Consider the following 26,340-nt stretch of genomic DNA (forward strand, 5'->3'; position numbering starts at 1 on the left):
AACTAAGTATATTGATAAAAAATAAACGCAATAATAATCCCGATTATTGCACCGACAATATCTGTTAATATCCCCGCTCCGGCGGCATATCGGGTGTTGGTAATTTTTACGGAACCGAAATAAACGGCCAGTACATAAAAAGTGGTTTCGGTACTTCCCTGGAACGTTGCGGCCAGTTTCCCGGTAAACGAATCGACGCCGTAGGTATCGAATAGTTCAAGCATCAATCCCCTTGCCCCGGAACCGCTGAATGTTTTCATATAGGCAACCGGTAATGCATCGACAACAGCGTCGGCATAAACACCGATGGAATGCAGGCACCATTTAATCCCGTCCTGGAAGGCATCTAATGTTCCGGAAGAACGCAGCAGTGCAATCGCAGCTAAGATGGCAACGAGGTATGGGATGATATTAATGGCTACCTGGAAACCGCCTTTGGCTCCTTCAATGAAGGAATCGTATACGTTTACTTTTTTACGAATAGCCAGGGAAATGAATAACACGATGATTCCCAGAAGAAACAGGTTTCCCCCCACCTTTGAAATCAATTCGGTGTACTGTGGTTGGTTGATAATGAATAACAACAAGCCGATGACCAGGGCTGCCATCCCTCCCAGATAGGCCAAAATGACTTTATTAAAGATATTGATGCGTTGTTTAATCGCAACGATTAGTATACCAAAAAGCACCGTAAAAAATGTAGTGAACAGGATGGGAATAAAAACTTCCGAAGGATTCATGGAGCCTGCGGCGGAACGAAAAGCGAGAATGGAAACGGGAATAACGGTCAAACCAGCTGTGTTGATCACCAAAAACATGATTTGCGCATTGGATGCACGTTCTTTGTCCGGATTCAACTCCTGCATCTCTTTCATTGCTTTCAACCCGATCGGTGTTGCGGCATTGTCAAGTCCGAGCATGTTGGCACTGAAATTCATCATAATGGATCCTACTGCAGGATGATTTTTCGGAATTTCAGGGAACAATTTAGAAAACAGGGGAGAGACTGCTTTGGAAAGCAATTGAACAGCTCCGCCTTCTTCCCCGATTTTCATGATTCCCATCCACAAACACAACGCACCTGTGAGGAATAATGAAAATTCAAATCCGCTTTTTGCCGCTGAGAAAAGCGCATTGACCATGTTGTCAAATACGTCGACATCTGCCCAGAAAATTAATTTACACAATGCCACAACGAATGGTATAATGAACATTGCGATAAAAATTCGATTCAATAACATGTAACGAATTTCAGTAAATTAATGAAAGAAAAAGAAATACGTGCAGGAAAACTATAAACAGAAGGGTATGGAAAAGTGATTTTTCGGTAATTTATTTCTGAATTTCCACCAACCCTGAATAAACGCCTTTTTGTTCCAATAGCTCGTTATGGGTTCCGGTCTCTACAATTTCACCATTGTTGAGAACAAAAATTTTGTCTGCTTTTCGGATCGTTGTCAAGCGGTGTGCAATCACGAAACTGGTACGTCCTTTCATTAATTTATCAAGTGCGTCTTGTACCAGTTTTTCCGATTCATTGTCCAACGCAGAAGTTGCTTCGTCCAGAATCAGGATGGTTGGATTTTTCAAAATAGCTCTTGCAATGGCAATGCGTTGTTTTTGCCCGCCGGAAAGCTGAATTCCCCGGTCCCCGACTTGTGTTTCAAATTGTTCAGGAAACGAAGTGATGAAATCAAACGCGTTGGCTTGTTTCGCCGCTTCAATGACTTGTTCTTCCGTTGCATCAGGGTTTCCGAATAAAATATTTTCCCGGATTGTTCCCGCAAATAAAATGACTTCCTGTGGGACAATAGCGATGTGTGAACGGAGGTATTCCAGGTCAATATCGTTGGCATTTACACCATCAAACGTAATGCTTCCTTTGAGCAACGGATAATAATTTAAAATCAACGATGCCATTGTTGATTTCCCAGCTCCTGATTGCCCTACAAAGGCGATTGTCTCATTGCTGTTCGCCTTGAATGAAACATGTTTCAATACCGTCACATCCGGACGTTGCGGATAGGCAAATCCAACATTGTCAAAGGTAACTTTCCCCGTGATTTCCGGCTTTTGTTTCCCGGTATTCATCTCTCGTTCTGATTGCTTGTTGATGATCAACATCAGGTTTTCCGTTGCGCCAACCGATTTTTGAATCCCGGCGTACAGTTCCGGTAAGGAACCGACCGAAGCTCCCATCATTACGGTGTACATTACAAACGAGAAAAAATCTCCTGTGGCCAGTTCTGGGTTTGGTCCTTGCGTCATCAGTAACCCCTGCCAGATGATGAAGACAATTGCTCCGAACAGACAAAAAATAATAAAGGAAATAAAGGCTCCCCGCCACAATCCGCTTTTGACATTCAGATTGCGAATCTCCTGTGTGGATTTTTTAAACTTTCCGAATACAAATAATTCATTGGTAAATGATTTTACATTGGCAATTCCCATCAACGCTTCTTCCAGGATGGAATTACTTTCAGCGGAATAATCCTGTGCCTGTTTGGATAGTCTTTTAATGTATTTTCCGAAGATAACAGCAATGATTGCCATTACCGGCACAGTTGCCAGCATGATCAGGGCGAGTTTCCAGGAGAAATAAAAGAGCAGTACAACTCCTCCGATGACAACAACCAATTGCCTGAAAAACTCAGCAACTGTTGTACGAAGTGTTTCCTGAATTTGAGTAATATCGTTGGAAATACGGCTGGTTAATTCACCGACTTTATTCGCATTGAAAAAATCCATCGGCATGTAGATCAGCTTTTGGAACGCATCGTTTCGGACATCTCTCAAAGCATTTTCCGTTACATTGGTAAACAATACGACCCGGAAATACGAAAAAACCGCCTGCCCGATGAACAAGATCAACAGTACGAATGCAACCGAATTGATATTGGACAGGTTGATTGCGGAGATAGAGGAGGTCATCGACATTGGTTCAGTGGAGGTGCCGCCCAGTAACTGTCCCATCAGGTAGGGGAAAGCAAAGCCTGCGCCTGTTGAAAGGACGAGAAAAATCCACCCGATTATGTACGAACCACTATAAGGCCTCAGATATGCGAAGATTCCTTTTGCTGTTTGTAAGCTCTCTTTGGTAATTTTTACCCTTTCTTCCTTCTTTTTTTTAGGGCGCATCATTGCTCTGTGAATTTTGGTGCGAAAGTAGTTATTTCTACAGCATCAATTGTCATGAGATTGTCAAAAGTTGCAGGTTTGTGATGAGAAATGTTCAGGAGTGAATTTTTACATCATTCGGCCTGTTCCCAATAAATCTCAGGGTTCTTTTCTGACAACGCTGCTTTCCTGGAGGAAATCAATTCCAGGTGCGTTTCTTCCTGTCGGGTGGGCTGGTGTTGCGCCAATTTATTTACTTTTTCTACCGATCTGTTCAAGTCGGTTGTTGCGTGTGTGCAATACGTTGCTTCAAATTGCTTCCACACAAAATTGATTGCTTCTTCAGTCGGATGTACCCGGTCTTCTTTGAAAAAACGATAGTCACGCAATACATCAATGACCAGTTCATACGAAGGGAAGTAAGAGGTGTTTTCTTCCAGTACCAATTGATGAACGGCCTCCAGCAACCGCGCTTTGGACAAATTGTTTTCAACCAGGCCGTCTTTACTGTGGCGAACAGGACTTACCGTAAATACAATATGAATCTCCGGATTGATCGAACGCAATTGTTCAATGGCCAAAATCCAGTCTTGGACCAGTTCGTATGGACTTGAAAGAAATTTTGTGAAGTGTTGTGCCGGCATTTTGTGGCAATTGGCTACAATTTCATTTGTTTCATTGAGTTCGTACCCCCATGCTGTTCCAAATGTAACAATCAGCAGTTTTGCGTTGCTGAGCCGGTTTCTTAATTCCGTTTTTACAGCCATTAATTTTTCCTGGAGTGCTTGTTCTGAGGACGCAGAAATCAATGTACTTGCATTCCAGGTATAAAACCGTCCGTCGCGTTCAAAAATACGTGTGTCAGGTTGTTCATTGAGGCAGTCCATCAGGTTGAAGGCAAGTACCGAGGGATGAAAGATGGTGCCGTGCGGATTGGAATACACCGAATGTCCCGCATTGCGGAGTTTGGTTGATATTTCGTCCGAAAAACAGCTGCCGGTTAACACCAGTTGATCACCATGTTGAAAAGAAACGGTGGATGAAGGGATAGAGAAATTGAGAAAAAATTGATCCATTGTCTGTATTGAAATGTAGTTGAAACGGCATAAACAAAAAGAGGAAGTAAAACCTATGTAATTACTTCCTCTTTTCGCTAAACCATGCTAAAACTATAAAACCCAAAAACTACAACTATGAATTGTGTTATTCAGATGGTACAAAGATAAGCCATTAAATCAGTTTGGAGAAATTTTTTAAACAAAAAAATGTTAAAATTAATTGGCGTCGTTTTGTGCGTATTGTTAATGTTGTATGTTGAAATCAACCGGTCAGGAAAACAGTCGATCATATTGATAGAAATGTGTTGAAATATAGTTGAATACAGATTCGGTGTACGGGAATAAAAAAACTCCATAGGATGTACTACGGAGTTTTTTGCAAATTGTATGATTCTTTTCTTACATTCTGTTTGGAACATCAATTCCCAGTAAACGCATTGCTGTTTTGATGACTTTTGCCACATTGCTGCTCAATGCCAGTCGGAACATTTTTAAGCTTTCATCCGGTTCATTCAGAATGTACACCGATTGATAAAACTGGTTGTATGTTTTTACCAGTTCATAGGTGTAGTTCGCAATTACTGACGGAGAATAATCTCTTCCTGCTTCTTGTATAACAGACGGAAATTCGGTCAATTGTTTGATGATTTCTTTTTCTGACTCGTTAATTCCGGAAGGATTGACATCGGTTAATTCGGTTCCTGATTTTGCAAGCAACGATTGAATCCGCGCATGTGTATATTGAATAAACGGAGCGGTGTTCCCGTTTAACTCTACTGATTCTGCCGGGTTGAATTTCATGCGTTTTCTCGGGTCTACTTTCAACAGGAAGTACTTGAGTCCGCCCAGTCCGATCATTTTACATAACTTTTCCAGTTCTTCAGAAGAAAGTCCTTCAATGTGTCCGCGCTCCTTTGTCATTTCCGTTGCACTTTCAACAACTTCCGCCATCAGGTCATCTGCATCCACGACGGTTCCTTCACGCGACTTCATTTTCCCTTCCGGAAGGTCAACCATTCCGTACGATAGGTGAAAACAGTTGCTTGCCCAGGAATAACCTAATTTTTCCAGGATCAGGAACAAGACTTTGAAGTGATAATCCTGTTCGTTTCCAACGGTATAAACAATTCCTGACAAATCAGGGTAGTCGTTGAAACGGTCTACGGCTGTTCCCATATCTTGTGTCATGTACACAGCAGTGCCGTCTGAACGTAGCACCAGTTTTTCATCCAGTCCGTCTGCTGTCAAATCGATCCATACCGAACCATCTTCTTTTTTGAAGAAAACACCTTTGTTCAAACCTTCAATAACGATGTCTTTCCCTAACAGGAAGGTATCGGATTCGTAATACAACTTGTCAAAATCAACTCCCATTTCTTTGTAGGTAACACCAAATCCTTCGTATACCCAGCTGTTCATGGTCGTCCATAACAAGTATACCTGCGGATCACGTGCTTCCCATTTTACGAGCATATCTTTTGCTTCACGCAACAATGTCGTTTGGTTTTTTGCCAGGTCTTTGATTTTATCATCGATTCCTTTGACTGCTTTTTCATCTTTTCCTGCCTTTGCTTCGGTCAGGCGGATAAATTCCTCCTTAACAGCGGAAGAATAGCCGTCAAATGCCCCGTTTTCCCATTCTGCAATAATTGTTTTTGCTTCTGCATTGAAACGTTTATCAAATTCAACGTAGTACTTTCCGACTAATTTGTCTCCTTTGATTCCTGTATTTTGAGGAGTTTCACGTTCCCCTTTTGCATTTACCGGAGAGAATTTTTCCCATGCCAGCATACTTTTGCAGATGTGAATTCCCCGGTCGTTGATAATTTGTGTTTTTACAACAGTATGACCGTTTGCCTTTAAAATTTCGGCAACGGAATACCCCAGGAAATTGTTTCTTAAATGCCCTAAATGTAATGGCTTGTTGGTGTTTGGAGAAGAATATTCCACCATGATTGTTGGTTTGGACCCAGGAGCTGCGAGCCCGAAGTCCGGGTTAGTGTGCATCTCTTTTAATTGATCCAACCAGAAGTTGTCGGCGATTACTAAATTCAGGAATCCGTTGACAACTTCATATCCACCAATAGAAGGAATCTCTTTTACCAGGAATTCTCCGATTTTTGTTCCTGCATCAGCCGGATTACAGCGCAACAATTTAACGAACGGGAAAATGACCAGCGTCAAATCTCCCTGAACATCTTTTCTTGTTTTTTGGAATTGAATGAACTGTTCGTCAACTACTGTACCGAATAAGGCTTCGGAGTTTTCTAAAATCTTTGATTTAATGAGATTTTCCATTAATTTGTATTACGTTATGTTGTTGCAATTACTGCAATTACTTCTTCTAAAATTTCAAAGGCAGTTTCTGCCATTTTGTTTACTTTTTCATCCAGGCACGGGTTGATTTCTACCAGTTCGAAACAAGCCAGTTTTGGTGTGTCAACCAGTTTTGTCAATAGTTCTTTTGTTTCTGCAACCGACAAACCGTTCGGAACCGGTGTTCCCGTTCCGTGACTGGTTTCTTCCGGATCCATTGAATCCACATCGAACGAAATGTAGATCAGGTCACAATTCTCCAACAACTGTCCGATTTCGGTTGCGACAATTCCCGCACCCTTGCGCCTGACTTCATCCACCGGAAAATTCCGGATATTCAATCGTTCCATCAATGCGACTTCTTCCGGTTCTACATCCCGTACACCAACAAAAATTAAATCTTCCGGACGTACTTTTGCACCGGGGAAACCTGTGTTTTTCAATTTTTCCCACAATGATTTGGTCTCTTCGGGAATAAAGTTGCGTTGTACCTCCAAATTATCTTCTCCCAACGCGGTGGAAAGTGGCATTCCATGCATGTTACCAGACGGAGTGGTGTAAGGAGTGTGTAGATCTCCGTGCGCATCGACCCAGATAACTCCCAATCGTTTTTCCGGGTACATGGCTTTGATTCCGGCAATCGTTCCTCCGGCTGATCCGTGGTCCCCGGACAAGACAATAGGGAATTGGCTGTGTGAAAGCGAATATTTTATCGCCTGTGCTACCTGATCATAAATAAAGGTCAATCCTTCAATGCGCTTGGCATACTGGTGAATGATTGGTCTGTTCAGGTAATGGTTCGCATCTTTTATTTCTTCGATCGGGTATTTTCCGAATATGGTGCTGCCTTGTTTCCAGGCGACAACTTTCAATGCGTCAGGTCCCAGTGATGCACCACGTGTTCCTGCCGTTATTTCTGATCGGTTGATGATGAATTTAATATTTTCCATACAATTTAGCTTTCACTTCATTCCCGGAGTAATTGCGTTAATGCAATTGGGGGTATATCTGCCGGGAACGATCATTTGACGTGCTTTGTTTTTCTACACATTTATTTGATGCCAAAGATAAGAAAGATATTAAATATTGAATGATCTGTTCTAAAAGTCAGGTGATGAAATAGCGGTGAACGAATTGTACAACTACTTGCCATCCGTGTCATTTTTTTGCGATCGCTCCTTTTTAATCGGTGTATATGTGGTGAAAATATAGAGCAGAACGATATTGAAACGTTGTCCGGAGAAGTGTGAAGGCTGTATCATAACAGTGAGAGACGGATTAATCTTTGTATTCATTGCGAAGCAAACGCTCTTTAATCTCCTGTAGATTCTCTGCTTTCTTAGGTCCCCTTGTACGAATGGCTGTTTTTGTGAAATACGTATGTTGTGTAAGGAAAGCGACTTGTATTTCATCCCATTTCCGGTCAGAGTCTATTTTCCCGTGCTCCCGGAGTTCTTTTCGCAAACGGTCTGCAATTTCATGAAAATCATCCCGGCCGAGGTAATCCAGGTCGGCATCACAAATGATTTCTTCCAGCAGGTTTTTAGGTTTGTGAGGAACCGACGTTACAAAGATTAACTCTTCGATGTAGTTGATGTGTTCTTGTGTGTAACCGTATTTCGGTAAAATTTCACTTGCCATGCGTGCCCCGACCGGTTCATTTTTTTCGTACTGTTCAACAAATCCGGCATCGTGGTAACTGGCTGCTGTTTTTAACAGGAACAATCCTTCGTCGGTGACGTTTTCGCTCAATGCCAGCCGTTCGACAGCTGAAACAACATCTTTGGTGTGCTCAATGCTGTGGTAATGGAGTTTCTCAGAAAGTTCTTTTTCCAGTTTCTTCATGATAAAACGCTCCGCTTTGTAGTAATTGATGGAGCTGTAATGGTGCAGGTTGACGATTTTGTGGAATCGCTCATTCGGATAAATTCCCTGTCCGTCAATGGACAACTCCGGCTTAATCCGTTCGACCTGGTACATTTGTATTTTTCCTTCTCCTTTTGCAGAAAATTGCCCTTTGTACGTGCATTCGAAATACGGTTCAATGTGCAGATAGGTGTTGAAGGTAATGGTTACTTTGTCAGGTTCACCCAGCATTTCCATTCGCTGTGCATAGTTGACCGTTGATCCCCAAACGTCATATGCCAGGCGTTTTGTGCCGATAATTCCGGCAGTGACTTCTCCCGTATTGATTCCGAGCCGGAGTCGCCAGACGTTTTCTCCACCGTCTATTGCTTCCTGCTGCAAACTTTTGATGTAGTGTTGAATTTGTAACCCGGCAAGTACGGTATCAATCGGGTTGGTATTGTTACGAACCGGTACACCACCTGCAGCCATGTATGCATCTCCGATCGTTTTGATTCGCTCCAGGTTGTTATTGAAAATCACTTCGTCAAACTTACGGAAGAACACGTCCAGTTTTTTTACCAATTCTGTCGGGTTCATCGTATCCGCAATCTTTGTAAAGCCAACAAAGTCGGTAAACATGACGGAAACAACTTTAAAGGCACGTGCACTCGCTTCTCCTTTTTCCAGCAATTCATCCGCCATACTATCCGGGATAACGTTGCGCAGTAACCGTTCTGATTTTTCTTTTTCCAGCTCCAATTGTTTACTTTGTTTTTCGAGAATTTCTTTTTGTTTTTCAATCTTAATATTCTGCGCCCGGATTTCCGCTGTTCGTTCCGCAATTTTCATTTCCAGCCGTACCTGTTCCCGTCGCTCATGTTCTATGCGTTTTCGTATGGAAAAACGGATGATCAGCAATGTAATACACCCTATAATAACCCAGAACCACCAGGTATTCCAAAACGGCGGATTGATGACAATGTGTAGAATTTTAGGTTGTGAAACCCATTTTCCGTAACCAACGCGGGCGTATAATTTTAACGTGTAGTTGCCCGGTGATAAGGAGTTGAAACGCAATTCATTGGAGTTTCCGATTTCGATTTCCTTGTCATCACTTCCCTCCAGGTGGTATTTGTAATTAATCAGTTCCGTATTGGAAAGATTATCAGTTTGAAAACGAATGGTAAAACTGCGTTGCCGGTAGTTCAAAATCAATTCGTCTGTTTGAGAAATGGATTGTTTTAATGGTGAATGGTCATCTTCCGGTGTTAGCCATTGATTGTCCAGTTTGAATTTTGTCAGAATGATTTCAACATTGAAATTAAACTTGGTCAACGATTCCGGATCAAAAAAGACCAGCCCGGCAATTCCTCCGAAGTACAACCTGCCGGAACGGGAATGCATTCCAGCCCCCATGTTAAATTCATTGCTGAGTAAGCCATGAATTTCGGAAAAGTTAAATGTTTCTTTTGTTTTGAGATCAAACCGTGACAGTCCTTTATTGGTACTCAGCCAGATGTTATTCTGATTGTCCAGCACCGAAGCATATACCACATTGTTGGGAAGACCGTTCTTTTTACCGAAAATCTGTGCCCTGTTTCGCTTCTCGTTCCAATAAACGACCCCGTCGCCGCCGGTTCCGAGGTAATACTCTCCCGGGCCAACTTCCGTCATACTGGTAAAATAAGAATTCAGGTTGGCACTCAATTGCTGATTTCCCGAATAAGGTTGAATGAACAGGTTCTCAGAATCAGTGTCATTTAAGACAGATAACCCGCCTGAAGAAGTGGCAAAGAAAATCCTGTTTTTTGAATCTTTGTACGCCAGACGGCAGATTCCGGGTAAAACAGAGCGTTGCGGCTGTTCCGGTTGATTGATGAATTCCCGCACATTCTTTTTGTCGTAATCAATGAGTAACACCCCTGATTTCGTAGCGAAGAAATAACTGTTCCCTTTGTAATGCACTATTTTGTACGCTCGTTTATGTCGTTCAAATATGTCTTTGTCAAGAAAAGGAATCAATGAATATTTGTAACTGCCGTTTGGCTGTATTCTCAATTCATAAACTCCGTCCAGGCAGGCAACAAGAAAAAAATGATCTGTTATGAGGTACATATCCAATACCGCACTTTCCGCATTTTCACTGGCGTTTTTCAGATTATTTTGGCGGTTGTAATGCGTGAATTCCCGCTTTTGACGATCAAATTTTGAAACACCTGAATCCGTGCCGATGTACAAAACATTGCCGGTGGTATTTTCTGCAATACTCCAGACACTTGGAGAAGGAAGCCCGTGTTTTAAATCCGCACTGACGGAAATCCCGAGAAATCCCTGGTTGAGCGGGTTAAACCCCGATATGCCTCTGGAAGTCCCGATCCAGATGGTTCTGTTTTTGTCAGCATAAATGGTATTAATACTGTTATTGAGCAACGCATTCTTTTGGAATACATCTTCTGTTGAATTGAAAATGGCACCGTCCGGGAAAATGGTAAATAATCCTTTGTTGATGGTGGTGATGTACCAGTGGTTGTCTTCCGTTTTCAGTAGTCCGCTGATATTCAGTAATCCGAATTGTCTGTCGAGCGAAGGAAACAGATGGGACGTGTAAAACGTGGAAAGTACACACTTGAATACTCCCTGGTTGGTACCAATGACCAGTTCTCCTTCGGTAAATTGGTCAAGGGAGTTGACAATGACCGTAGACCCGTTTTTAGAAGTGAAAGTGACCTTTTTTAATTGCCCGGTTTTGGGGTTGTATGCTTCCAGTTGCCGGTCTTCCGATGCGACAAAAATGATTCCTTCCCGGGAAATGAATACATTTTTCGTCTGGCGCGAAGGAAAAATAGATGTCATTGGTGAAAAAGCCTTTGACTTCGTGTCGAATGTCCACATCCCTTTTCGTGAAGTGGCCATCCAGATTACCTGTTTTTCCGGATCAATTGCCAGCTTCTCGATGCTGAAAATTTCTTTATTGGGGTTGTAAGTAGTAAAAGCGTCCGTTTTTTTGCTTCTGTGGGTCAACCCGTTTCCGGACCCGATCCAGAGGTCTCCTTTTGGGTCGGCAATGATTGAATGAATGTACCCTCCTCCGAATCCTCTGGTGTCCTCGGCAGTAAAGACTTCAAATGTTTTACCGTCAAACCTGTTCAATCCGTCCTGTGTGCCGACCCAAAGTCCGTAGTTGTCATCCTGCAGGAAGCACAGCGCCGAACTTTGGGAAAGCCCCTCATTGATGGTGTAATTTTTAAATTCATAGATGCTTTGAGCCTGTACAATTCCCGTGCTGTAATAAAAACAACAGATTAATAGCGATAGAAATTGAAGTAGTTTAAGCATCTTTTTTAAAACATCAGCTCAACTTTTTATTTAGAAGCAGTATTACGCGCTGCACTGTTGGACTGGATTGCTGAATTTTCCAGGTCTTTGTCAAACTGGTACATTCCGCCTTTATCGTTGCCAATCAACTTTATTTTGTCCAGGATGCTTCTTGCCAGTGCTTCTTCCTCTAACTGTTCCGAAACATACCACTGGATAAAGTTATGGGTTGTATAATCTTTTTCATCCAGGCAAAGTCCGACCAGGTCATTGATGCTTGCCGTAACGGAAATTTCATGTTCCAGCAAACGGGTGAAGATGTCCTCCAGGTTTTTGAAGTCCATTGGTGGCTTTGCGATGGAGGGAATGGCTGCTTTACCTCCTCGTTCATTGACGAATTTAACCAGCTTCAGCATATGAAACCGCTCTTCGTCCGAATGCGCATACATGAATTGAGCAGTTCCGTTTAATCCTGTATTTTCTGCCCATGAGGCCATTGCCAGGTAAAATTGTGATGCAAATGCTTCTTTCTCTATTTGTGCGTTTAATGCCTTTTCAACTTTTGAATTCATATCGATTTTCTTGATTACATTCAAATATAACAAGGATTATCGAAGTTGTAAAATCTTTCGCCTAATTTATAATGAATGTAAAGAAAAGATCGACCAATGAATTGTATGTGAGGATTGTTCCCGCGTTGTGGATTGATTTGCCTCCGGAATGAAAGCTGTCCTGTTTTTGTCTTGCAGGATGGTGCAACGTTATTTTTGAACCCTTCGTTATGCTCCAATACATCGTTTTTTGAAACGGTTTGTTACAGGTGAGGAAGCAGTTGTAAGGTGCTGTACTACTTGCCGATTACCCGGATCTTTTGAGGTTCGGGTTTTTTATGCTTCGTCAGACAGGTCAACCCGATAGTGTACCAATTCTTCTCCTGTTGAAGTGATCAGGAAACCACACCGCTTGAATAAGCGAAGACTACTGTCGTTGTGCGGTTGGATGGAACAGTAAAGTGTTGAGAGATTCAACTCAGATCGGGCCATTTGTTTTACCAATTCAAGCGCTTCTGTCGCATATCCTTTCTTGCGGTGTTGCGGATCATGAATCAGAATTCCAACACCTGCAGTGCGTTGGTCTTCATCTATCTCAAACAAATCAATGGCTCCTACGGGAATTAGCTGTTCATTCATACAAATCATCAGACGGAGTTGACGGGTTGCTTTGTAATCTGCTTGTTCAATGATAAAGTCAATCATTTCCTCTTCCGAAAAAGGAGCTGTTGTACCACTGATTTCCCAATTATCGGGATTGTTTTCCCATTCCAGTAATGTTTGTAGATCGATCAATGTTACCGGACGCAGAAAGATATTTGTACTTTTCCACATGATAAGAAATATTGAAGTGATGCTGATTTATTAACGACTTTTGGATAATTCCGAAATATAAGAATAAATTTCATCAATGGAATACACGGGGAGGGCCGTATAGTTTTCCTGTAGATTTACTCCTGCTGTCGTTTGTATTTCCTGATCAATTTGATGGAGCAATTCCGATAGCTGCTGTACATCCGGTTGTTGCAATAATTCTTTGATGGGGGTCAGGCAGGTAACGGAACCATAAATGGCACGTTCAACATGTTTGTATACATTCTCTACTTCTGTGAGCGGAATAAATGATTGTAACCGGATAAAGAGTGACGGGATGTTTTTGCGGTGAATTAGTTCCAGTACATGCTGTACATCCAGTTGTTCATCTTTTCCGGAGACTTTCAGACTATAAAATTTGTTCTCGGAAGAAAAACCGATGTGCGGTGGGATTTGATCGGCATGAAATACCCAGATAACGCTGTTTGAAAAATCAATTGCGGAAAGTGTGTCAATATGTTTAAACGTGTAACTATACATCCATTGTTCCTTCAAAAACAAACGTTCCCGGCCCGATCAGCCATACATCCGTGCAGGCAGTGCCGTCGTAGTGAAAATGAACAGAAAGTTCTCCACCCATTACACGCACACGAATCTGGTTTTCGCCGGTTTTTGCATGGTGATGCGCATAAGCAATCGCACAGGCTGTTACACCTGTTCCGCAGGCCAGTGTTTCATCTTCCACTCCACGCTCATAGGTACGAACGAACAGGTAGTCATTTTCCAGCTCTTCTACCACATTGACATTGATTCCTTCAGCGGCATACTGATCATTATAACGAATCATTCTTCCGAATGAATAGATGTCAAACTCCTGAATGTCGGTTGAAAAATGAACATAATGCGGCGATCCGGTGTACAGTTCATAATTTCCGTCTACTGATTGGATGGTGTACACATCCGCCATTTTCAATCGGATAATTCCATCTGCCAAATGCGCCAGGTGCTCGCCGTCAAAACCCATAAAACGGGTTGTTGCAACATCCAGCCCCAGTTTATGTGAAAAGGATACGGCACACCTTCCTCCGTTTCCGCAAAAACTTTTCGATCCGTCAGCATTGTAATAATCTGCCTCGAAATCCAGCGTAGGGTGGGAGTTGATTTTTATCAAACCGTCTGCTCCGATCCCGAACTTTCTGTCGCAGAGCCGCTGAATCGTTTCGATGGATAAAGTGTCATATCTTCCATCCCGATTGTCTAACAGGATAAAATCATTTCCTGCTCCCTGGTATTTTGAAAAAGAAATAGTCATTGTACAGGACAAAGATACGGATTTCTGTGTAATTGACGGAGATAGGAAATACAGTGAATAACAAAAAACGGCAACCGAAGCTGCCGTTTTAAACAAACAATAAATAATGAAAAAAAATTATAATCGCTGGTATTCAAAAGTAGGAGTTCCTTTTTCTCCGATTTGGTTGTAAAAGTCTATAAAACGCAGTTTATAGAAATACCCTTCACTGTCTTTAACGACATATACTTTTTCGTAATGAATCTGGTAAATGTTCTGATCATACAGGAAGGTTTTCCAGTCGTAACCGATTTCATCCCTGTCGTTGGAAAGGACCAGGTTTTCAGCGTATTCCAGGTTAATGTCTTCGAATGCTTTGTCTGTTACCCGCAATGCTGTCGTATTGTAGGTGTTGGTCAGGCATCCTACAACGCTGTACGGCATGTATTCCGGCTCGTGAAAAATTTCAGAATATTGTGTAAATACCAGGTCCCAGGTGTCTTTTAACGGTTCAATTACCGGAATATTGACAGCGCCTGATTCATTCCACTTCATATAAACGAAGTTGTAGTTGTTGTCTTTCTCAATTGTCACGGTTTGTTCGTTTGAACCATCCATCTTTGCAAAGCGACCTTTAAAATGAAGATTTGTGTGTTCAAGGATTTCCATTTTAAAATGCCCCATGTGTGTTCCGCTATTGTCGTATCCTCTGTCCAGCACGTATACAGACCCGCCCCGGATAGCCAGTGAATCCATACGTCCGGTCGGATGTTCGGCTTTGAAACTCAGGTTTGATGTACTGGTAACCTGTTCAAATGTTTTTCCGGTCACTGGTGCTGCGAGCATAATTTTTGCTGCATTGAGAATGATGTACGGCGTTTCACCTGCACATGAAAAACCGAGGTCCCAATTGGTCTTGACGGCTTCTCCTGCATTGGTATTCGTTCCCAGGTCAAAATAAGCAATTTTCTGGTAGCTCGGAGATAACTCAATGGCTGTTGTTGTAACATCTCCGATAGCTGGCGGAGTAACCGGAAGTTCTTTTTTTCTGCAGCTTGCTACCGCAAATCCCGACAAAATAAAAAATACAAGCAATTTGTTTGTAATACCGTTCATCATTGTTATTTCTTTGTGTTAAGGTTGACCGTCAGGGAGCAGAAATAGGTTCTGCCCATCCCGATTTGAACTGAGCTTGAGCCTGCGGAATGCGCGCCGTCTCCTCCTGATAACCCGTTAATGGTTGTAACTCCCAGTAAGTTTTTTACACCCAATGTAATTCCGATTTTACGTTTCCAAAAAAACGAAGAAGCAGTTATATCCAACATGTGAAACGCATCTCTTTTGGATTCAAAAACCGTCCCGTCATTTTGCATGACAAAATTAGGCAATTTACCGGTAAACTTATAGAAAACGGCAAAAGAAGTATTGATCTTATCAATCGTATAACTCGGGTTCACTTTCACTTCAGGATAGAAAGATGTTGCTCGTGGTGATTCATTCGCATACACCTGGGTTTTGCGTCCTTTTACGGAAACTCCCGCGTCTACGGATAATCCTTTCCGGATGAAGTTTGTATTCAGCGTATATCCGTATGTTTGTGCTTTACTCAGGTTGACATAACTGTATTCCGTATTTGTTACCTGAGCCAGTGTGATGAGGTTTGCCAGGTCGTTGAAGAAAAACTGGTTGGTTATTACCAATCGGCATTTTCCTTTTTCATAATCGGTTCTCAATGACAACTGGTAGTTATTGGAGGTTTCAGCTTCCAGTTCCGGGTTTCCTTTGATGTCGTGATTGATATCCACAAAGAGAAAGTATAATTCTTTTAATGACGGGGCACGATATCCTCTGCTGTATGACAAACGGATGTCATTGTTTTTAGAAACTTTGTACTTAAAGAAAACGGAGGGTATGACAGGTGTTTTGTACACAGAGTTGTAAGCAGCTCTCAATCCTGGCTTGATCGTAAGTTTGTTCCATGCCGTATATTCTGAGGTGACATACACAGCATAATCACCCATTGCTTTTGTCTGATGCTCGATGCGCTTTCCTCTGGAACTTTCATAGTTGACATCGTATCCAACCTCCAGCATCCAGTTTTTGGAGTGATTGTAAATAAAGCTCGTACGGCTTAAAAACAAATCGAACGCTGAGGTATCTTGTTCATTTGCCCCTGCGATGGTTTGTTCCAATGTTGTTAGATCATTGACGTATGTTGTTTTTTTACGCTCGAAGAAATTGTATGAATTGGTCGAGTTGACAGACCATTTTTTTGTCATTCTCCCGATAACGGAAATACTGTTATCCCATCGCAAGGTGTTGTAATAATCATCAAATGCTTTAATATAGTAAGGCTTGGAAGGAATACCTCTGTTTTCAATTTCTTCCTGGAACAAACGAATATCGGCAGTCAGGTACAGCCCTTCTGCATGGCTTGAATTGTTGATACGTTGGCGTGCTTTTAATCCTCCGAAAATCTGTTCGCGGGGCTTGTAGAGCTTGTTTCTCAGTGAATCAGCAACACGTACCTGTTCAAAATGAAAGGGCTTTTCGTCCGGCCTCCATCCGTCGAAGTAGTTTCGGTTGATATCTGCTGAGATCTGTGTGTGCTTGAATTTCGTGGAAAGATTCAATTGTGTATTGTATGTCCCGTTGCTTTCGTAATAAGCGTATGCTTTTCCGGACAACAGGTTGGATTGATTTTTTTTGGTGATGATGTTGATGGTCCCAGCCAATGCATCGGAACCATAATTCACTGAAAGCGGACCTTCGATGATCTCAATTTTTTCGACATTCTGGATATTGATCTGATCCAGGTCGACTGTTCCGTTGAGGCGCCCGATAATGGGAACACCATCAACTAATATTTTTACATTTTCCCCGGAAATTCCCTGAAGACTCATTCCTGATCCCAGGATGGCATCCGTTGAAAGTTGGATGTTCAATTCGTTTTTGAAAAGCTGTGTGAGGTTCTGCGCCCCCATTTGCTCAATTTTTTTGGAGTTGATGATCCGCACATTCTGAACGGCATCACTGATGCTTGTTTGCTGCATTTGCCCGGTGACAACCATTTCGTCAAAACGCGTTGCAATTTTGTGCAGGTAAATGACCGGTGTAATGGTTTCGGGCATTGTAAATGTTTTTTGTTCATAACCGGTAGCGAGTACTTCTACCAGTTGCCCGCTTTTAATGGTTGAGAAATCAACATTTCCGTTCACGGATTTTAATTCGTTGATCTTTTTGTCGTTTTCAAAAACATATACCGAAACCCTTAATGCAACGGAATCTTCGGATGATTTAAATTCGACTTGCTGGCTGTAGAGAATAGGTGACAGGTAAACACAGGATATAACTAAAAAAAGTCGGTATAGAATATTATTTTTTGTCATCATTAAGCAAGTTATATGCTGAAAGTAAAATGTTTGCTTCTTGCACCAATTCGTTTAATTGAACTAATTCATGTTTGCTGAGTACAAGCGAGAATTCCGGTCGCATCGGATGAGCGATCTGAATACTTTTGGAATTAGGGTTAATTCGGTCATTTATATGCTGGACATCATAGTAAATTTGTGAACTAATTTCCGCGTATTCTTCTGTTCTCAAACTTAAAAGTGCAGTTCCGAACGCCAGGTGAATGTTTTCACATTCGGTACACTGGTTAATAAAACCTGCCTTTGAGCGCGCCAGAATCCTCGTTGTACACATTGCACTTATTTTATGGTAACATGTTCGTCAATAATTGTTTGAATTGAAGAACGAACCTTTTTCGCGTCAAATTTCTTTGCTTTTGCCGTTTCACTGCTCAGCTCGAAAAAGCGCATGTAAATTACATTTCCGTTTTTGAAAAGTTCGATGTCCACTGTTCCTTTAGCTAATTTCTCTGTCCAAACCTCACGAACAACTTTCCAGAACTCCTGGTTTTTATCCCAGTATTCAACCGCTGCTTTACAGTTGTAATTACCGGACCAAAAACGTTCAATACCTTTCTCCTGTGCAATCAACACATCTTTTTTACCTGCCTCACGAACGATTTTGTCATTGTCCTGATCCAGTACCCATCCGTCTTTGTAAATTTCGATGTGAGAAAAACGACCTGTTACATTGTAGTCGTCACGCTTTGTGTGTTCGCGACGGGGAAGCGGCGCATCTGCCTTGGATTCCCAGAAAGAACGCCCGTCTACGTGCACCCATGTACCATAGCCTTCATAACGGGGACTGTCATCTACCTGGAAAACTTTTTGTGTCCATGTTCCCTTCGCTTTGTCAGCAGGAATCGTAACATTATTCCATGATTCTACCTGTCCCACCTTTTTGTCGTATGTCAGCAACGCAGTGTTTTCAAATAACCAGTCTTGTCTCCAGTGTTTGATGACCATGGTGTCATTTACGATCAGCAAGTGTTGTAAAACAACTTTGTTCTCGGTGTTTTCAACTACCTTAACATATTCAATTGCTTCTTCGTACTTTCGGTCATTATGGTACTCATAATCTTTGTTCGGAGAGAACGTTTCCGCGAAGGAGAACGTCACTTTGTAGCATCCTTCCATTTTCAGAATGGCAGCTCTGTCCTGGTCTTTCTTTGTTTGTCCGGATACAGCACTGCTTGCAATAAGCAATGCCGATAAAAATAGATGTTTCATTACCCTAAATAAGTGTTTAAATTGTTAATTAATACTTCACTACGTTTTTCACTGTAGAGAAGCCATTTTGATTTACTTCTACGAAATACAATCCGTTTGTCAAAGCAGAAATGTCCAGTTTTTGCTGTGTAACTCCGGTTGTTGTATTTAAGCTTTCCGCCGCAACGATTTGTCCCGTTTGGTTGCGTACAATAATTTCAGCATTGCTTGCTTTTGAATCAAAAACAACAGTCAATTGATCGTTTGCAGGGTTCGGATAAATGTCAACAAATTGTGTTGTTGCTGTTTCCAAACCTGCAGTCGCCATTTTTTGTTTGTAGAATACTGTTTTTCCTTGTGATGTTCCTACAAATGATGTCGGATACCATTTCCAAACGTCCCCGGCAGCATTGCGCAGGTAATAGACATCTGAATCTGTAACAGCCCAGCTCATTCCGTTTAAGAATTTGTATCCTTGCCCGATTGCATTTTTCTTATCGGTTGTATAGGCTCCTGCAGTAAAATCAAGATGGGTTGATTGGTTTCCAGTTCCGGCATCAACAACGGCAACTTCCCATTTAGGATGTGTTAAAATTCCGGTAACCACCTGGTTTGGATAGGCACCGTTATACCAGTCGTAGTATTTTACAGCCCACAAATCCCAATCTTCCAATTCACGGTCTTTGATCTGTCCGTCAATAAGGTTGAAGAATACAAAGTCCTTAGTGGCATAGTTGGAAGCGGGGATTGTAACTTCAGGTGCTGTCGCATCCGCAACATTTGCATAGCGAATCGTATACGTTCCTGATTGTCGTTTAACGATGTCCAGCTTATAAGCAACGTTACCGATTTTTACGATGTATACAGAATCTCCTGCAATTACGTGTGTCGACAAGTTATAAGCCCCCCAGCCATAATCCATCCCCCCGGTAGAATTTTGATTAAAAGCTCCCAATTCAAAGCTCAGAGAGTCATCAAATAACTTTGGCCATGTAGAAAAACCTGCCGTATCAACAGTTGCAAAATCTGCATTTGTACCTCCTGGCCAAATTGCAATACTCATTCCCGGAGCACCCATTCCCGGACTCGGAAGACCTGCATTCGTAATGATTGTTGCGGAAAAAGCATCTGTTGCGAAGCCTAAATGCCAGTCTGTTGCCACGTGTTCCGATTTGGTACCGTTTTCTAATATGTAATATACTTCATTGGCATAACTTGCCCCCATAATAATAGAATCCTGAACGGCAGTTTGAGCGTTCAAACCCGTAGAGATTGTTAGTAATAATGCGCAAAATGTAAATTTTTTCATGACGCCCTTTTATTAAGATTAATTATAAATAAGGGCAAAATTAAATCTTCAACGAAGGTTCTGCAATACCACAAAAAGGGTATTTTTGTTGAGAAGTAAAATTAGTTACATAATTATGAAGTCAATTTCAATCGTTAATGCACTGTTGTTCAGTTTTTTTGGTTCACTCCTGTTTTCTCAAAACGATTCTCCCAAGTTGATGGTAGGAATTGTTGTGGACCAGATGTGCTATGAGTATTTGTATCGTTTCCGCGATCATTATACAGAAGGAGGGTTCAAGCGCTTGATGAACGAGGGGACCAATTGCAGAACGACACATTATAATTATGTCCCGACGTATACAGGTCCGGGACATGCCTCTATTTATACGGGAACAACACCTTCCAATCACGGGATTGTTGCCAATGACTGGTTGGACAGGGTAGCGAACAGTACTGTGAATTGTGTGGAAGATCAAACAGTGCAAACAGTGGGGTCGGACTCTAAAAAAGGGATGTTTTCTCCCGCACGGTTGAAAGTAAATACGATCACGGACCAATTAAAGCTGGAACGTCCTGCTTCAAAAGTAATTGCTATGTCGATTAAAAACAGGGGAGCGATTCTTCCGGGAGGACACCTGAGTGACGGGACGTATTGGTTTGACAGCAAATCAGGAGATTTTATCACCAGTACATTTTACAAACAGGAGTTGCCGCAATGGGTGGCTGATTTCAACAAGAAGAACCTGCCTGAAAAATCCATGAAACAAGTATGGAATACGTTCTTTCCGATCGAACGATACGTGGAAAGCGGACCGGATAATTCTCCTTATGAACATTTGCTGCCGGGTAAAACGGAGCCTGTATTCCCTTACGATCTGTCGAAAATGAGTACAAAAGAAACGGTCTATGATCTATTTACCTGTACACCATTTGCCAATACTTTTCTGACAGACTTTGCGATTCAGGCCTTACATGCCGAAAAAATGGGACAAAACGGAGCAACAGATATGTTGTGTATCAGTTATTCGTCTACCGATATTATTGGTCACGAATTCGGACCGCAGTCGAAGGAAATACAGGATACATATATACGTTTGGACAGGGAACTGGAACGTTTGCTCAATGAATTGGACAATACGCTCGGAAAAGGTAACTACACCTTGTTTTTGACTGCAGATCATGCCGTTGTCCCGGTACCACAGTTGTTGGTTGACAAAAAGCTGGCGGGAGGATATGTTTTTCTTTCCGAAGCAGTGAAACAATTAAAAACGGACGTTACAGACACATTCGGTGCTGACTTAATTGTAGCGGAAGAAAACCTCAATATTTACCTGGATAGAACACTCATCCGTGAACGTGGATTGAAGTACGACGAGGTCTGCCGGTTTGTAAAAGAGCACATTCGTGAGTGGAAGGGGGTTAAAAATGTATATACTTCCGGTGAATTGCAAACCGGTTCCGGAGATAAGTGGTTTGAAATGATCCGAAGCGGCTATCATTACAAAGAAAGTGGTGATGTCATTTTTTCATTGGAATCGGGACATTTGCCGAAATCAAAAGATACCGATAAGGCGAGAAAAGGAACGAGTCACGGTTCTCCATATGCCTACGACACACAGGTGCCGCTCCTGTTTTTCGGACATTCCGTTCCGCAACAGGAAGTGTTCAGAGTGGTAGAAATCACAGATATCGCACCGACGATTGCCCATATACTCGACATTTCCTTCTCACACGCAGCGACCGGGAAACCAATTGTGGAGTTGTTTCAGAAGTAAGATAATTAATGCCATGAGCACCTGCCTTTCCAAAACATTATTATCTTAGTTCTCGTCATACGAAACCTAATATATGCCTAAACGGTCAATTTTCAACTTTGAATTCAAGGTAATTGCATTGATGTTTGTAATATTTGTCATTGTACTGGTGACAGGTATTACCGCCTACTTTCGTTTTTCCGATCTGATCCGGAATATCAGTGAATCGGTTCGTCCGGATAACCGTCTGGTGCTTTCCCATTCCTTAAAAAATGATCTGACAGAATTGTCAAATATTGCAAAAACGCATAGTTTGACAGAAGATAATTCGTACCGGAAAAATTATATTCTCAGAAAAAATCAAATTGATGATAAACTGTCCAAATTAAAACGCATCAGTGAGAATGATTTTGCTGAAATTGGTCTGAACGAGCTGGATACCCTGATCCGCGACCGGTTAATTGTCCTGGATGGAATTATGTATGCCGAAGATCCGTTTCGTGTACAAACCGCTTTGGGAAAAGTAGTGTTCAATCTGGAAACATCAGATTTGGAGCTGCAATACAAAGATTATCGTACACACACGGAGGTTCCGGGCAATGACAAACCTGCAAAATCGACAACCATTAAAGAAAATGTAGATTTAACGATGCTCAGGCAGAGCAATGAACGTCTGGAAGAGTTGGAAAAGGAAGAAGAAAAACTGCTAAAAAAAATGAAGAAAGCTGAAAAGCGAAACAATTCGGATAAAGTGGCCGAACTGGATTCGCTGTTGAATAAGCGGAAAGCAGAGGCGATCGGAATCCATAAAAAACTGACCAAATCAGAAGAATATGAGCAGGACAAAAAAATGACCATCGATAAGATTTATAAGGGAATTGAAGAAGTTAGTACCGAAGAGCTGCTCATTGAAAAGGAAATCAAAATGGCACAATTGGAATTGATTTCGATGGATAACATCTTGAATTTAAGAATTGCCAATGTCTTTGATGAGTTTGAATTAATTGAAAACGCCAACATCGCTAAAGCAACTAAATATGCAGAGGAGGAAAATGAAAAGACCAACGTTTATATAGCTGTTTTTAGCGTATTTGTAGCTATTTTACTTTTGTTAATGGCCTACATTATCATCCAGTATGTCAAGAAAAACAACTTGTACAAAATGGCACTCAAGCGGTCGACAACTGAAACGGAAAAACTCGTAAAAACACGGGAACGATTAATGGCAACCATTAGTCATGAGATCAGGACCCCCATGCATGCAATCAATGGGTTTGCACAGCAACTTTCCAAGGAACAATTATCTGCACAGCAACAGGAATATGTAGCGATGATCCGTAAGTCATCAGAACATTTAACATACCTGATCAATGACGTGCTTGATTTGTCAAAACTTCAAAACGGAAAACTAAAGTTGAACGCAGTTCCGTTTAGCCTCAAGGAACTGATTGGCGATATAGCGGTTCTTTCAAAAGAATTACTCCATGGAAAAGAGTTAGAAATCAGGGTGAATGTTGATGCTGCTCTGGCTGATTTTTATTTGGGCGACGCATACCGGTTGCGTCAGATTTTTCTGAACCTTATGAGTAATGCCGTAAAATTTACGCAGAAAGGAAGTGTTGTAATGCTCGTTACGCTCGATGAAAAAAGTGATGCGGGACACACCATCAGAATTGTTGTAGAAGATACCGGAATCGGGATGACGGAAAGTGAGCTGGCAAAAGTGTTTAATGAATTTGAACAGTTTAATACAGGCGTCAACAGTAAAATATCAGGAACCGGGTTGGGACTTTCCATCACAAAAAAATTAATCGAACTTCACAAAGGGAACATCAACATTAAAAGTGAAAAAGAGAAAGGAACGACAGTCGAAATCGTTCTGAAACTGAAAACAGCTTCTCCGCCTGAAAAACCGATTGGGACACTTCAAAAACACATTTCCTGTTCTTCCATCCTCATTGTTGACGACGAGGAGTACAACAGGAAACTACTCAAAGCAATGCTGAAATCGTATGGTATTGATTTACGGGAAGCATCCAATGGGAAAGAAGCATTGGAACAATTGGAACTACAGCAAGTCGATCTGATTTTGCTTGATTCGAGAATGCCGGTTATGGATGGGAAACAAACCGTTCAGGAATTGCGCAAAACAGAACAGGAATCCGGTAAAAGCACCAATGTCATTTTACTAACCGCCGCGGGGACGGAAACAGAAGAATTACTGGAGTTAGTGGATGGATACGTTTCCAAACCTTTCAGTGAAGAACAGTTGATTGATGAGATCAATAAAGTGTGCGGAGAAAACAATGAAATGACTGAAGCAATGGAACAGCAGCAAGAACCGGATCATCAGCAACCGGTTGATTTTAGAAACCTTCGAGCGTTGAGCGGAACCGATAAAGCATTTTATGCGGATATGCTTACAACGTTTGTTTCAACTACATCTGTTGGTGTACAAACAATGAAAGTGGCGTTTTCGAATGCCGATTGGGAACTGCTTGCGAATGAAGCACATAAAATTGCTTCTCCATGCCGTCATTTGGGAGCATTACAATTTCACGGGCTGTTAAAAGAAGTCGAAAAAGCGGCGCGGGAACACAGCGATCCAAAGCAAATAAAACAATTCATGAAGCAGCTCGAAGAAGAGGCTGAGGTTGTTTTGCAGGTAGTTAATGATGAATTGAGAACTATTCACTAATTTTGCGCCCGATGAAACACGAACAGGCTTTTAATATTTATGTAGTAGAGGACAACGAATGGTACAATAAGTTGTTGGTACACACGCTTTCCCTTAATCCGGAATTTACCGTCAAATCATTTTTTTCCGGTGAAGAAATGTTAAGAGAACTGTCGGATATGGTGGATGTGGTAACACTGGATTACCGCCTGCCGGATACAACAGGGGATATTCTACTGAAAAAAATAAAAGAAAGAAGCCCTAACACGGAAGTGATCATCATTTCTGAACAAAGTGAAATTACTACAGCGGTAGAATTACTAAAGTTGGGAGCCTATGATTACCTGGTCAAATCAGAAGATATCCGCGACCGTTTGTGGAATTCCGTGAATCATGTAAGAAAACATGCCGGATTAAAACAAAAAATTGAATTACTGCAATCCGAAGTAGAGAAAAAATACGATTTTCAAAATTCCATTCTTGGGCAGAGTACGGCCGTAAAAGCTGTTCACAACATGGTTTCGAAAGCTGTAAAAACAACCATTACAGTTTGTATTACAGGAGAGACAGGAACAGGAAAAGAAGTAGTGGCCAAAGCAATTCACTACAATTCGGAGCGTAAAAACAAGCCGTTTGTAGCGATTAACATGGCCGCATTGCCGGCTGAATTGATCGAAAGTGAATTATTCGGGTATGAAAAAGGAGCATTTACAGGTGCTCAGAACCGGCGGATCGGAAAATTTGAACAAGCACATGGCGGTACACTTTTCCTGGATGAAATAGGGGAGATGGACATCGCATTTCAGGCTAAATTACTGCGGGCAATCCAGGAGCGGGAAATTACGCGTATAGGTGGAAATGAACAAGTAAAAATTGATTGCCGGATCATTGTGGCAACAAACCGTGACCTGATTCACGAAGTGAAAGAAGGAAATTTTCGGGAGGATTTGTATTATCGCTTATTTGGTTTACCAATTCATCTGCCGCCATTGCGTGAACGGGATAAAGACGTGCTGTTACTTGCCAAGCATTTTATTTCAGAATTTTGTAAAGAAAATAAATTACCGGCCAAGCAGATTCGTGATGATGCCCGCGGAAAGTTGATGGCTTACAACTGGCCGGGAAATATACGGGAATTGAAATCAGTGGTTGAATTGAGTGTTGTCATGTCTGATACGGAAGAAATTACAGCAGAAGACCTGACAATCAATCCGAAAGATATGTTACCGGAACTGTTATTACATGACCTGACAATGCGGGAGTATGAAATTGCGATTGTGAAACACTACATGAAACGTTTTGATAACAATACAAAATCAGTTGCAGATAAACTGGCAATTGGTCAAACAACAGTCTATCGATTATTGAAAGAAGATGAAGCGGATGTGAATTGATGCCCTTTTTTTCAAATTTTATTGGATAAAATATTCCTGATCAAGTGATAATGATCATTCCCCTTCATTGTCAGGAGAAAAAAAGTTATAGATTTGTAGGTTATAATATTAGAGATTTTTTACTACTTAACGAAGAGCTGCTTATCGCATGAGAACTTACTTTTATTTACTTATTCTGCTGACTTTTACGGGGCTTTCGGGTTTTGTACATTCCCAGTGTGATGTTACGGATTATCATTTCACGCGTGTTGAGGATGTGAATGGCGACTATCAGTTTTATTTTGGATTGAATTCGGG

18 protein-coding genes are annotated in these 26,340 nt (G+C 41.6%); 3 read left to right on the top strand and 15 right to left on the bottom strand.

Translation table 11 applies throughout. The annotated features are described in order from the left end of the window. Positions 1-2: 2 nt before the first annotated feature. The 15 genes from H9Y05_RS14825 to H9Y05_RS14895 form a co-directional block, all read right to left on the bottom strand. Entirely contained in the window at positions 3-1,241 is a 1,239-nt protein-coding gene (locus H9Y05_RS14825; protein WP_163492877.1) for a nucleoside recognition domain-containing protein, read from the bottom strand. Positions 1,242-1,332: 91 nt separating this feature from the next. Then, the gene (locus H9Y05_RS14830; protein WP_216714735.1) at positions 1,333-3,141 is read right to left on the bottom strand and encodes an ABC transporter ATP-binding protein; all 1,809 of its coding nucleotides are present in this window, start codon (positions 3,139-3,141) and stop codon (positions 1,333-1,335) included. Positions 3,142-3,251: 110 nt separating this feature from the next. After that, positions 3,252-4,193 (bottom strand): GSCFA domain-containing protein, encoded by a 942-nt coding sequence (locus tag H9Y05_RS14835; RefSeq protein WP_216714736.1) that lies wholly within the window; start codon positions 4,191-4,193, stop codon positions 3,252-3,254. A gap of 381 nt (positions 4,194-4,574) precedes the next feature. Beyond that, positions 4,575-6,473 carry an arginine--tRNA ligase gene (gene argS, locus H9Y05_RS14840; protein WP_216714737.1) on the bottom strand — a complete coding sequence of 633 codons (1,899 nt, stop codon included), beginning with the start codon at positions 6,471-6,473 and terminating at the stop codon, positions 4,575-4,577. A 14-nt stretch (positions 6,474-6,487) separates the two neighbouring features. Continuing rightward, complete coding sequence (locus tag H9Y05_RS14845) at positions 6,488-7,441, bottom strand: arginase (protein WP_163492881.1); 954 nt, start codon at positions 7,439-7,441, stop codon at positions 6,488-6,490. A 328-nt stretch (positions 7,442-7,769) separates the two neighbouring features. After that, positions 7,770-11,675: an adenylate/guanylate cyclase domain-containing protein gene (locus tag H9Y05_RS14850; protein WP_163492882.1), complete on the bottom strand. Its 3,906-nt coding sequence runs from the start codon at positions 11,673-11,675 to the stop codon at positions 7,770-7,772. 26 nt (positions 11,676-11,701) lie between these two features. Further along, on the bottom strand, positions 11,702-12,226 hold the full coding sequence (locus H9Y05_RS14855; protein ID WP_163492883.1) for a ferritin: 525 nt from the start codon (positions 12,224-12,226) through the stop codon (positions 11,702-11,704). Between the two features lie 315 nt (positions 12,227-12,541). Further along, a complete protein-coding gene (locus tag H9Y05_RS14860) occupies positions 12,542-13,039 on the bottom strand; it encodes a GNAT family N-acetyltransferase (protein ID WP_163492884.1) in 498 nt (165 codons plus the stop codon). Between the two features lie 30 nt (positions 13,040-13,069). Next, the gene (locus H9Y05_RS14865) at positions 13,070-13,558 is read right to left on the bottom strand and encodes a hypothetical protein (RefSeq protein WP_216714738.1); all 489 of its coding nucleotides are present in this window, start codon (positions 13,556-13,558) and stop codon (positions 13,070-13,072) included. Then, the gene (gene dapF / locus H9Y05_RS14870) at positions 13,551-14,330 is read right to left on the bottom strand and encodes a diaminopimelate epimerase (RefSeq protein WP_163492886.1); all 780 of its coding nucleotides are present in this window, start codon (positions 14,328-14,330) and stop codon (positions 13,551-13,553) included. The genes H9Y05_RS14865 and dapF overlap by 8 nt, the downstream gene beginning before the upstream one ends. 117 nt (positions 14,331-14,447) lie before the next feature. After that, positions 14,448-15,428, bottom strand: a complete 981-nt coding sequence (locus H9Y05_RS14875) for an HmuY family protein (protein WP_216714739.1) — start codon at positions 15,426-15,428, stop codon at positions 14,448-14,450. Between the two features lie 2 nt (positions 15,429-15,430). Next, entirely contained in the window at positions 15,431-17,701 is a 2,271-nt protein-coding gene (locus H9Y05_RS14880) for a TonB-dependent receptor plug domain-containing protein (RefSeq protein WP_216714740.1), read from the bottom strand. Continuing rightward, a complete protein-coding gene (locus H9Y05_RS14885) occupies positions 17,685-18,014 on the bottom strand; it encodes a DUF6686 family protein (protein ID WP_163492889.1) in 330 nt (109 codons plus the stop codon). The genes H9Y05_RS14880 and H9Y05_RS14885 overlap by 17 nt, the downstream gene beginning before the upstream one ends. Positions 18,015-18,019: 5 nt before the next feature. Beyond that, positions 18,020-18,949 (bottom strand): DUF6607 family protein, encoded by a 930-nt coding sequence (locus H9Y05_RS14890; RefSeq protein WP_216714741.1) that lies wholly within the window; start codon positions 18,947-18,949, stop codon positions 18,020-18,022. Positions 18,950-18,977: 28 nt separating this feature from the next. Further along, the gene (locus tag H9Y05_RS14895; RefSeq protein WP_163492891.1) at positions 18,978-20,237 is read right to left on the bottom strand and encodes a T9SS type A sorting domain-containing protein; all 1,260 of its coding nucleotides are present in this window, start codon (positions 20,235-20,237) and stop codon (positions 18,978-18,980) included. Between the two features lie 115 nt (positions 20,238-20,352). On the opposite strand from H9Y05_RS14895, the gene pafA reads away from it, so the two are divergent. The 3 genes from pafA to H9Y05_RS14910 all read left to right on the top strand — a co-directional run bounded on the left by pafA (position 20,353) and on the right by H9Y05_RS14910 (position 26,043). Further along, positions 20,353-21,993: an alkaline phosphatase PafA gene (pafA, locus tag H9Y05_RS14900; protein WP_216714742.1), complete on the top strand. Its 1,641-nt coding sequence runs from the start codon at positions 20,353-20,355 to the stop codon at positions 21,991-21,993. 73 nt (positions 21,994-22,066) lie between these two features. Further along, entirely contained in the window at positions 22,067-24,670 is a 2,604-nt protein-coding gene (locus tag H9Y05_RS14905; RefSeq protein WP_216714743.1) for an ATP-binding protein, read from the top strand. An 11-nt stretch (positions 24,671-24,681) separates the two neighbouring features. Beyond that, positions 24,682-26,043: a sigma-54-dependent transcriptional regulator gene (locus H9Y05_RS14910; RefSeq protein WP_216714744.1), complete on the top strand. Its 1,362-nt coding sequence runs from the start codon at positions 24,682-24,684 to the stop codon at positions 26,041-26,043. The last annotated feature ends 297 nt before the right edge of the window (positions 26,044-26,340 follow it).

Source organism: Taishania pollutisoli, from assembly GCF_014518315.1.
Taxonomy (GTDB): Bacteria; Bacteroidota; Bacteroidia; order Flavobacteriales_D; family Crocinitomicaceae; genus Taishania; species Taishania pollutisoli.

Excerpts from the sequence above, each read along its gene's own strand:
- H9Y05_RS14890 (WP_216714741.1), bottom strand. The coding sequence starts at position 18,949 with ATGAAACATCTATTTTTATCGGCATTGCTTATTGCAAGCAGTGCTGTA.
- H9Y05_RS14880 (WP_216714740.1), bottom strand. The coding sequence starts at position 17,701 with ATGATGACAAAAAATAATATTCTATACCGACTTTTTTTAGTTATATCC.
- H9Y05_RS14845 (WP_163492881.1), bottom strand. The coding sequence starts at position 7,441 with ATGGAAAATATTAAATTCATCATCAACCGATCAGAAATAACGGCAGGA.
- H9Y05_RS14895 (WP_163492891.1), bottom strand. The coding sequence starts at position 20,237 with ATGAAAAAATTTACATTTTGCGCATTATTACTAACAATCTCTACGGGT.
- argS (WP_216714737.1), bottom strand. The coding sequence starts at position 6,473 with ATGGAAAATCTCATTAAATCAAAGATTTTAGAAAACTCCGAAGCCTTA.
- H9Y05_RS14835 (WP_216714736.1), bottom strand. The coding sequence starts at position 4,193 with ATGGATCAATTTTTTCTCAATTTCTCTATCCCTTCATCCACCGTTTCT.
- H9Y05_RS14885 (WP_163492889.1), bottom strand. The coding sequence starts at position 18,014 with ATGTGTACAACGAGGATTCTGGCGCGCTCAAAGGCAGGTTTTATTAAC.
- H9Y05_RS14905 (WP_216714743.1), top strand. The coding sequence starts at position 22,067 with ATGCCTAAACGGTCAATTTTCAACTTTGAATTCAAGGTAATTGCATTG.
- H9Y05_RS14910 (WP_216714744.1), top strand. The coding sequence starts at position 24,682 with ATGAAACACGAACAGGCTTTTAATATTTATGTAGTAGAGGACAACGAA.
- H9Y05_RS14860 (WP_163492884.1), bottom strand. The coding sequence starts at position 13,039 with ATGTGGAAAAGTACAAATATCTTTCTGCGTCCGGTAACATTGATCGAT.
- H9Y05_RS14825 (WP_163492877.1), bottom strand. The coding sequence starts at position 1,241 with ATGTTATTGAATCGAATTTTTATCGCAATGTTCATTATACCATTCGTT.
- H9Y05_RS14865 (WP_216714738.1), bottom strand. The coding sequence starts at position 13,558 with ATGTATAGTTACACGTTTAAACATATTGACACACTTTCCGCAATTGAT.
- H9Y05_RS14830 (WP_216714735.1), bottom strand. The coding sequence starts at position 3,141 with ATGATGCGCCCTAAAAAAAAGAAGGAAGAAAGGGTAAAAATTACCAAA.
- pafA (WP_216714742.1), top strand. The coding sequence starts at position 20,353 with ATGAAGTCAATTTCAATCGTTAATGCACTGTTGTTCAGTTTTTTTGGT.
- H9Y05_RS14850 (WP_163492882.1), bottom strand. The coding sequence starts at position 11,675 with ATGCTTAAACTACTTCAATTTCTATCGCTATTAATCTGTTGTTTTTAT.
- dapF (WP_163492886.1), bottom strand. The coding sequence starts at position 14,330 with ATGACTATTTCTTTTTCAAAATACCAGGGAGCAGGAAATGATTTTATC.
- H9Y05_RS14875 (WP_216714739.1), bottom strand. The coding sequence starts at position 15,428 with ATGATGAACGGTATTACAAACAAATTGCTTGTATTTTTTATTTTGTCG.
- H9Y05_RS14855 (WP_163492883.1), bottom strand. The coding sequence starts at position 12,226 with ATGAATTCAAAAGTTGAAAAGGCATTAAACGCACAAATAGAGAAAGAA.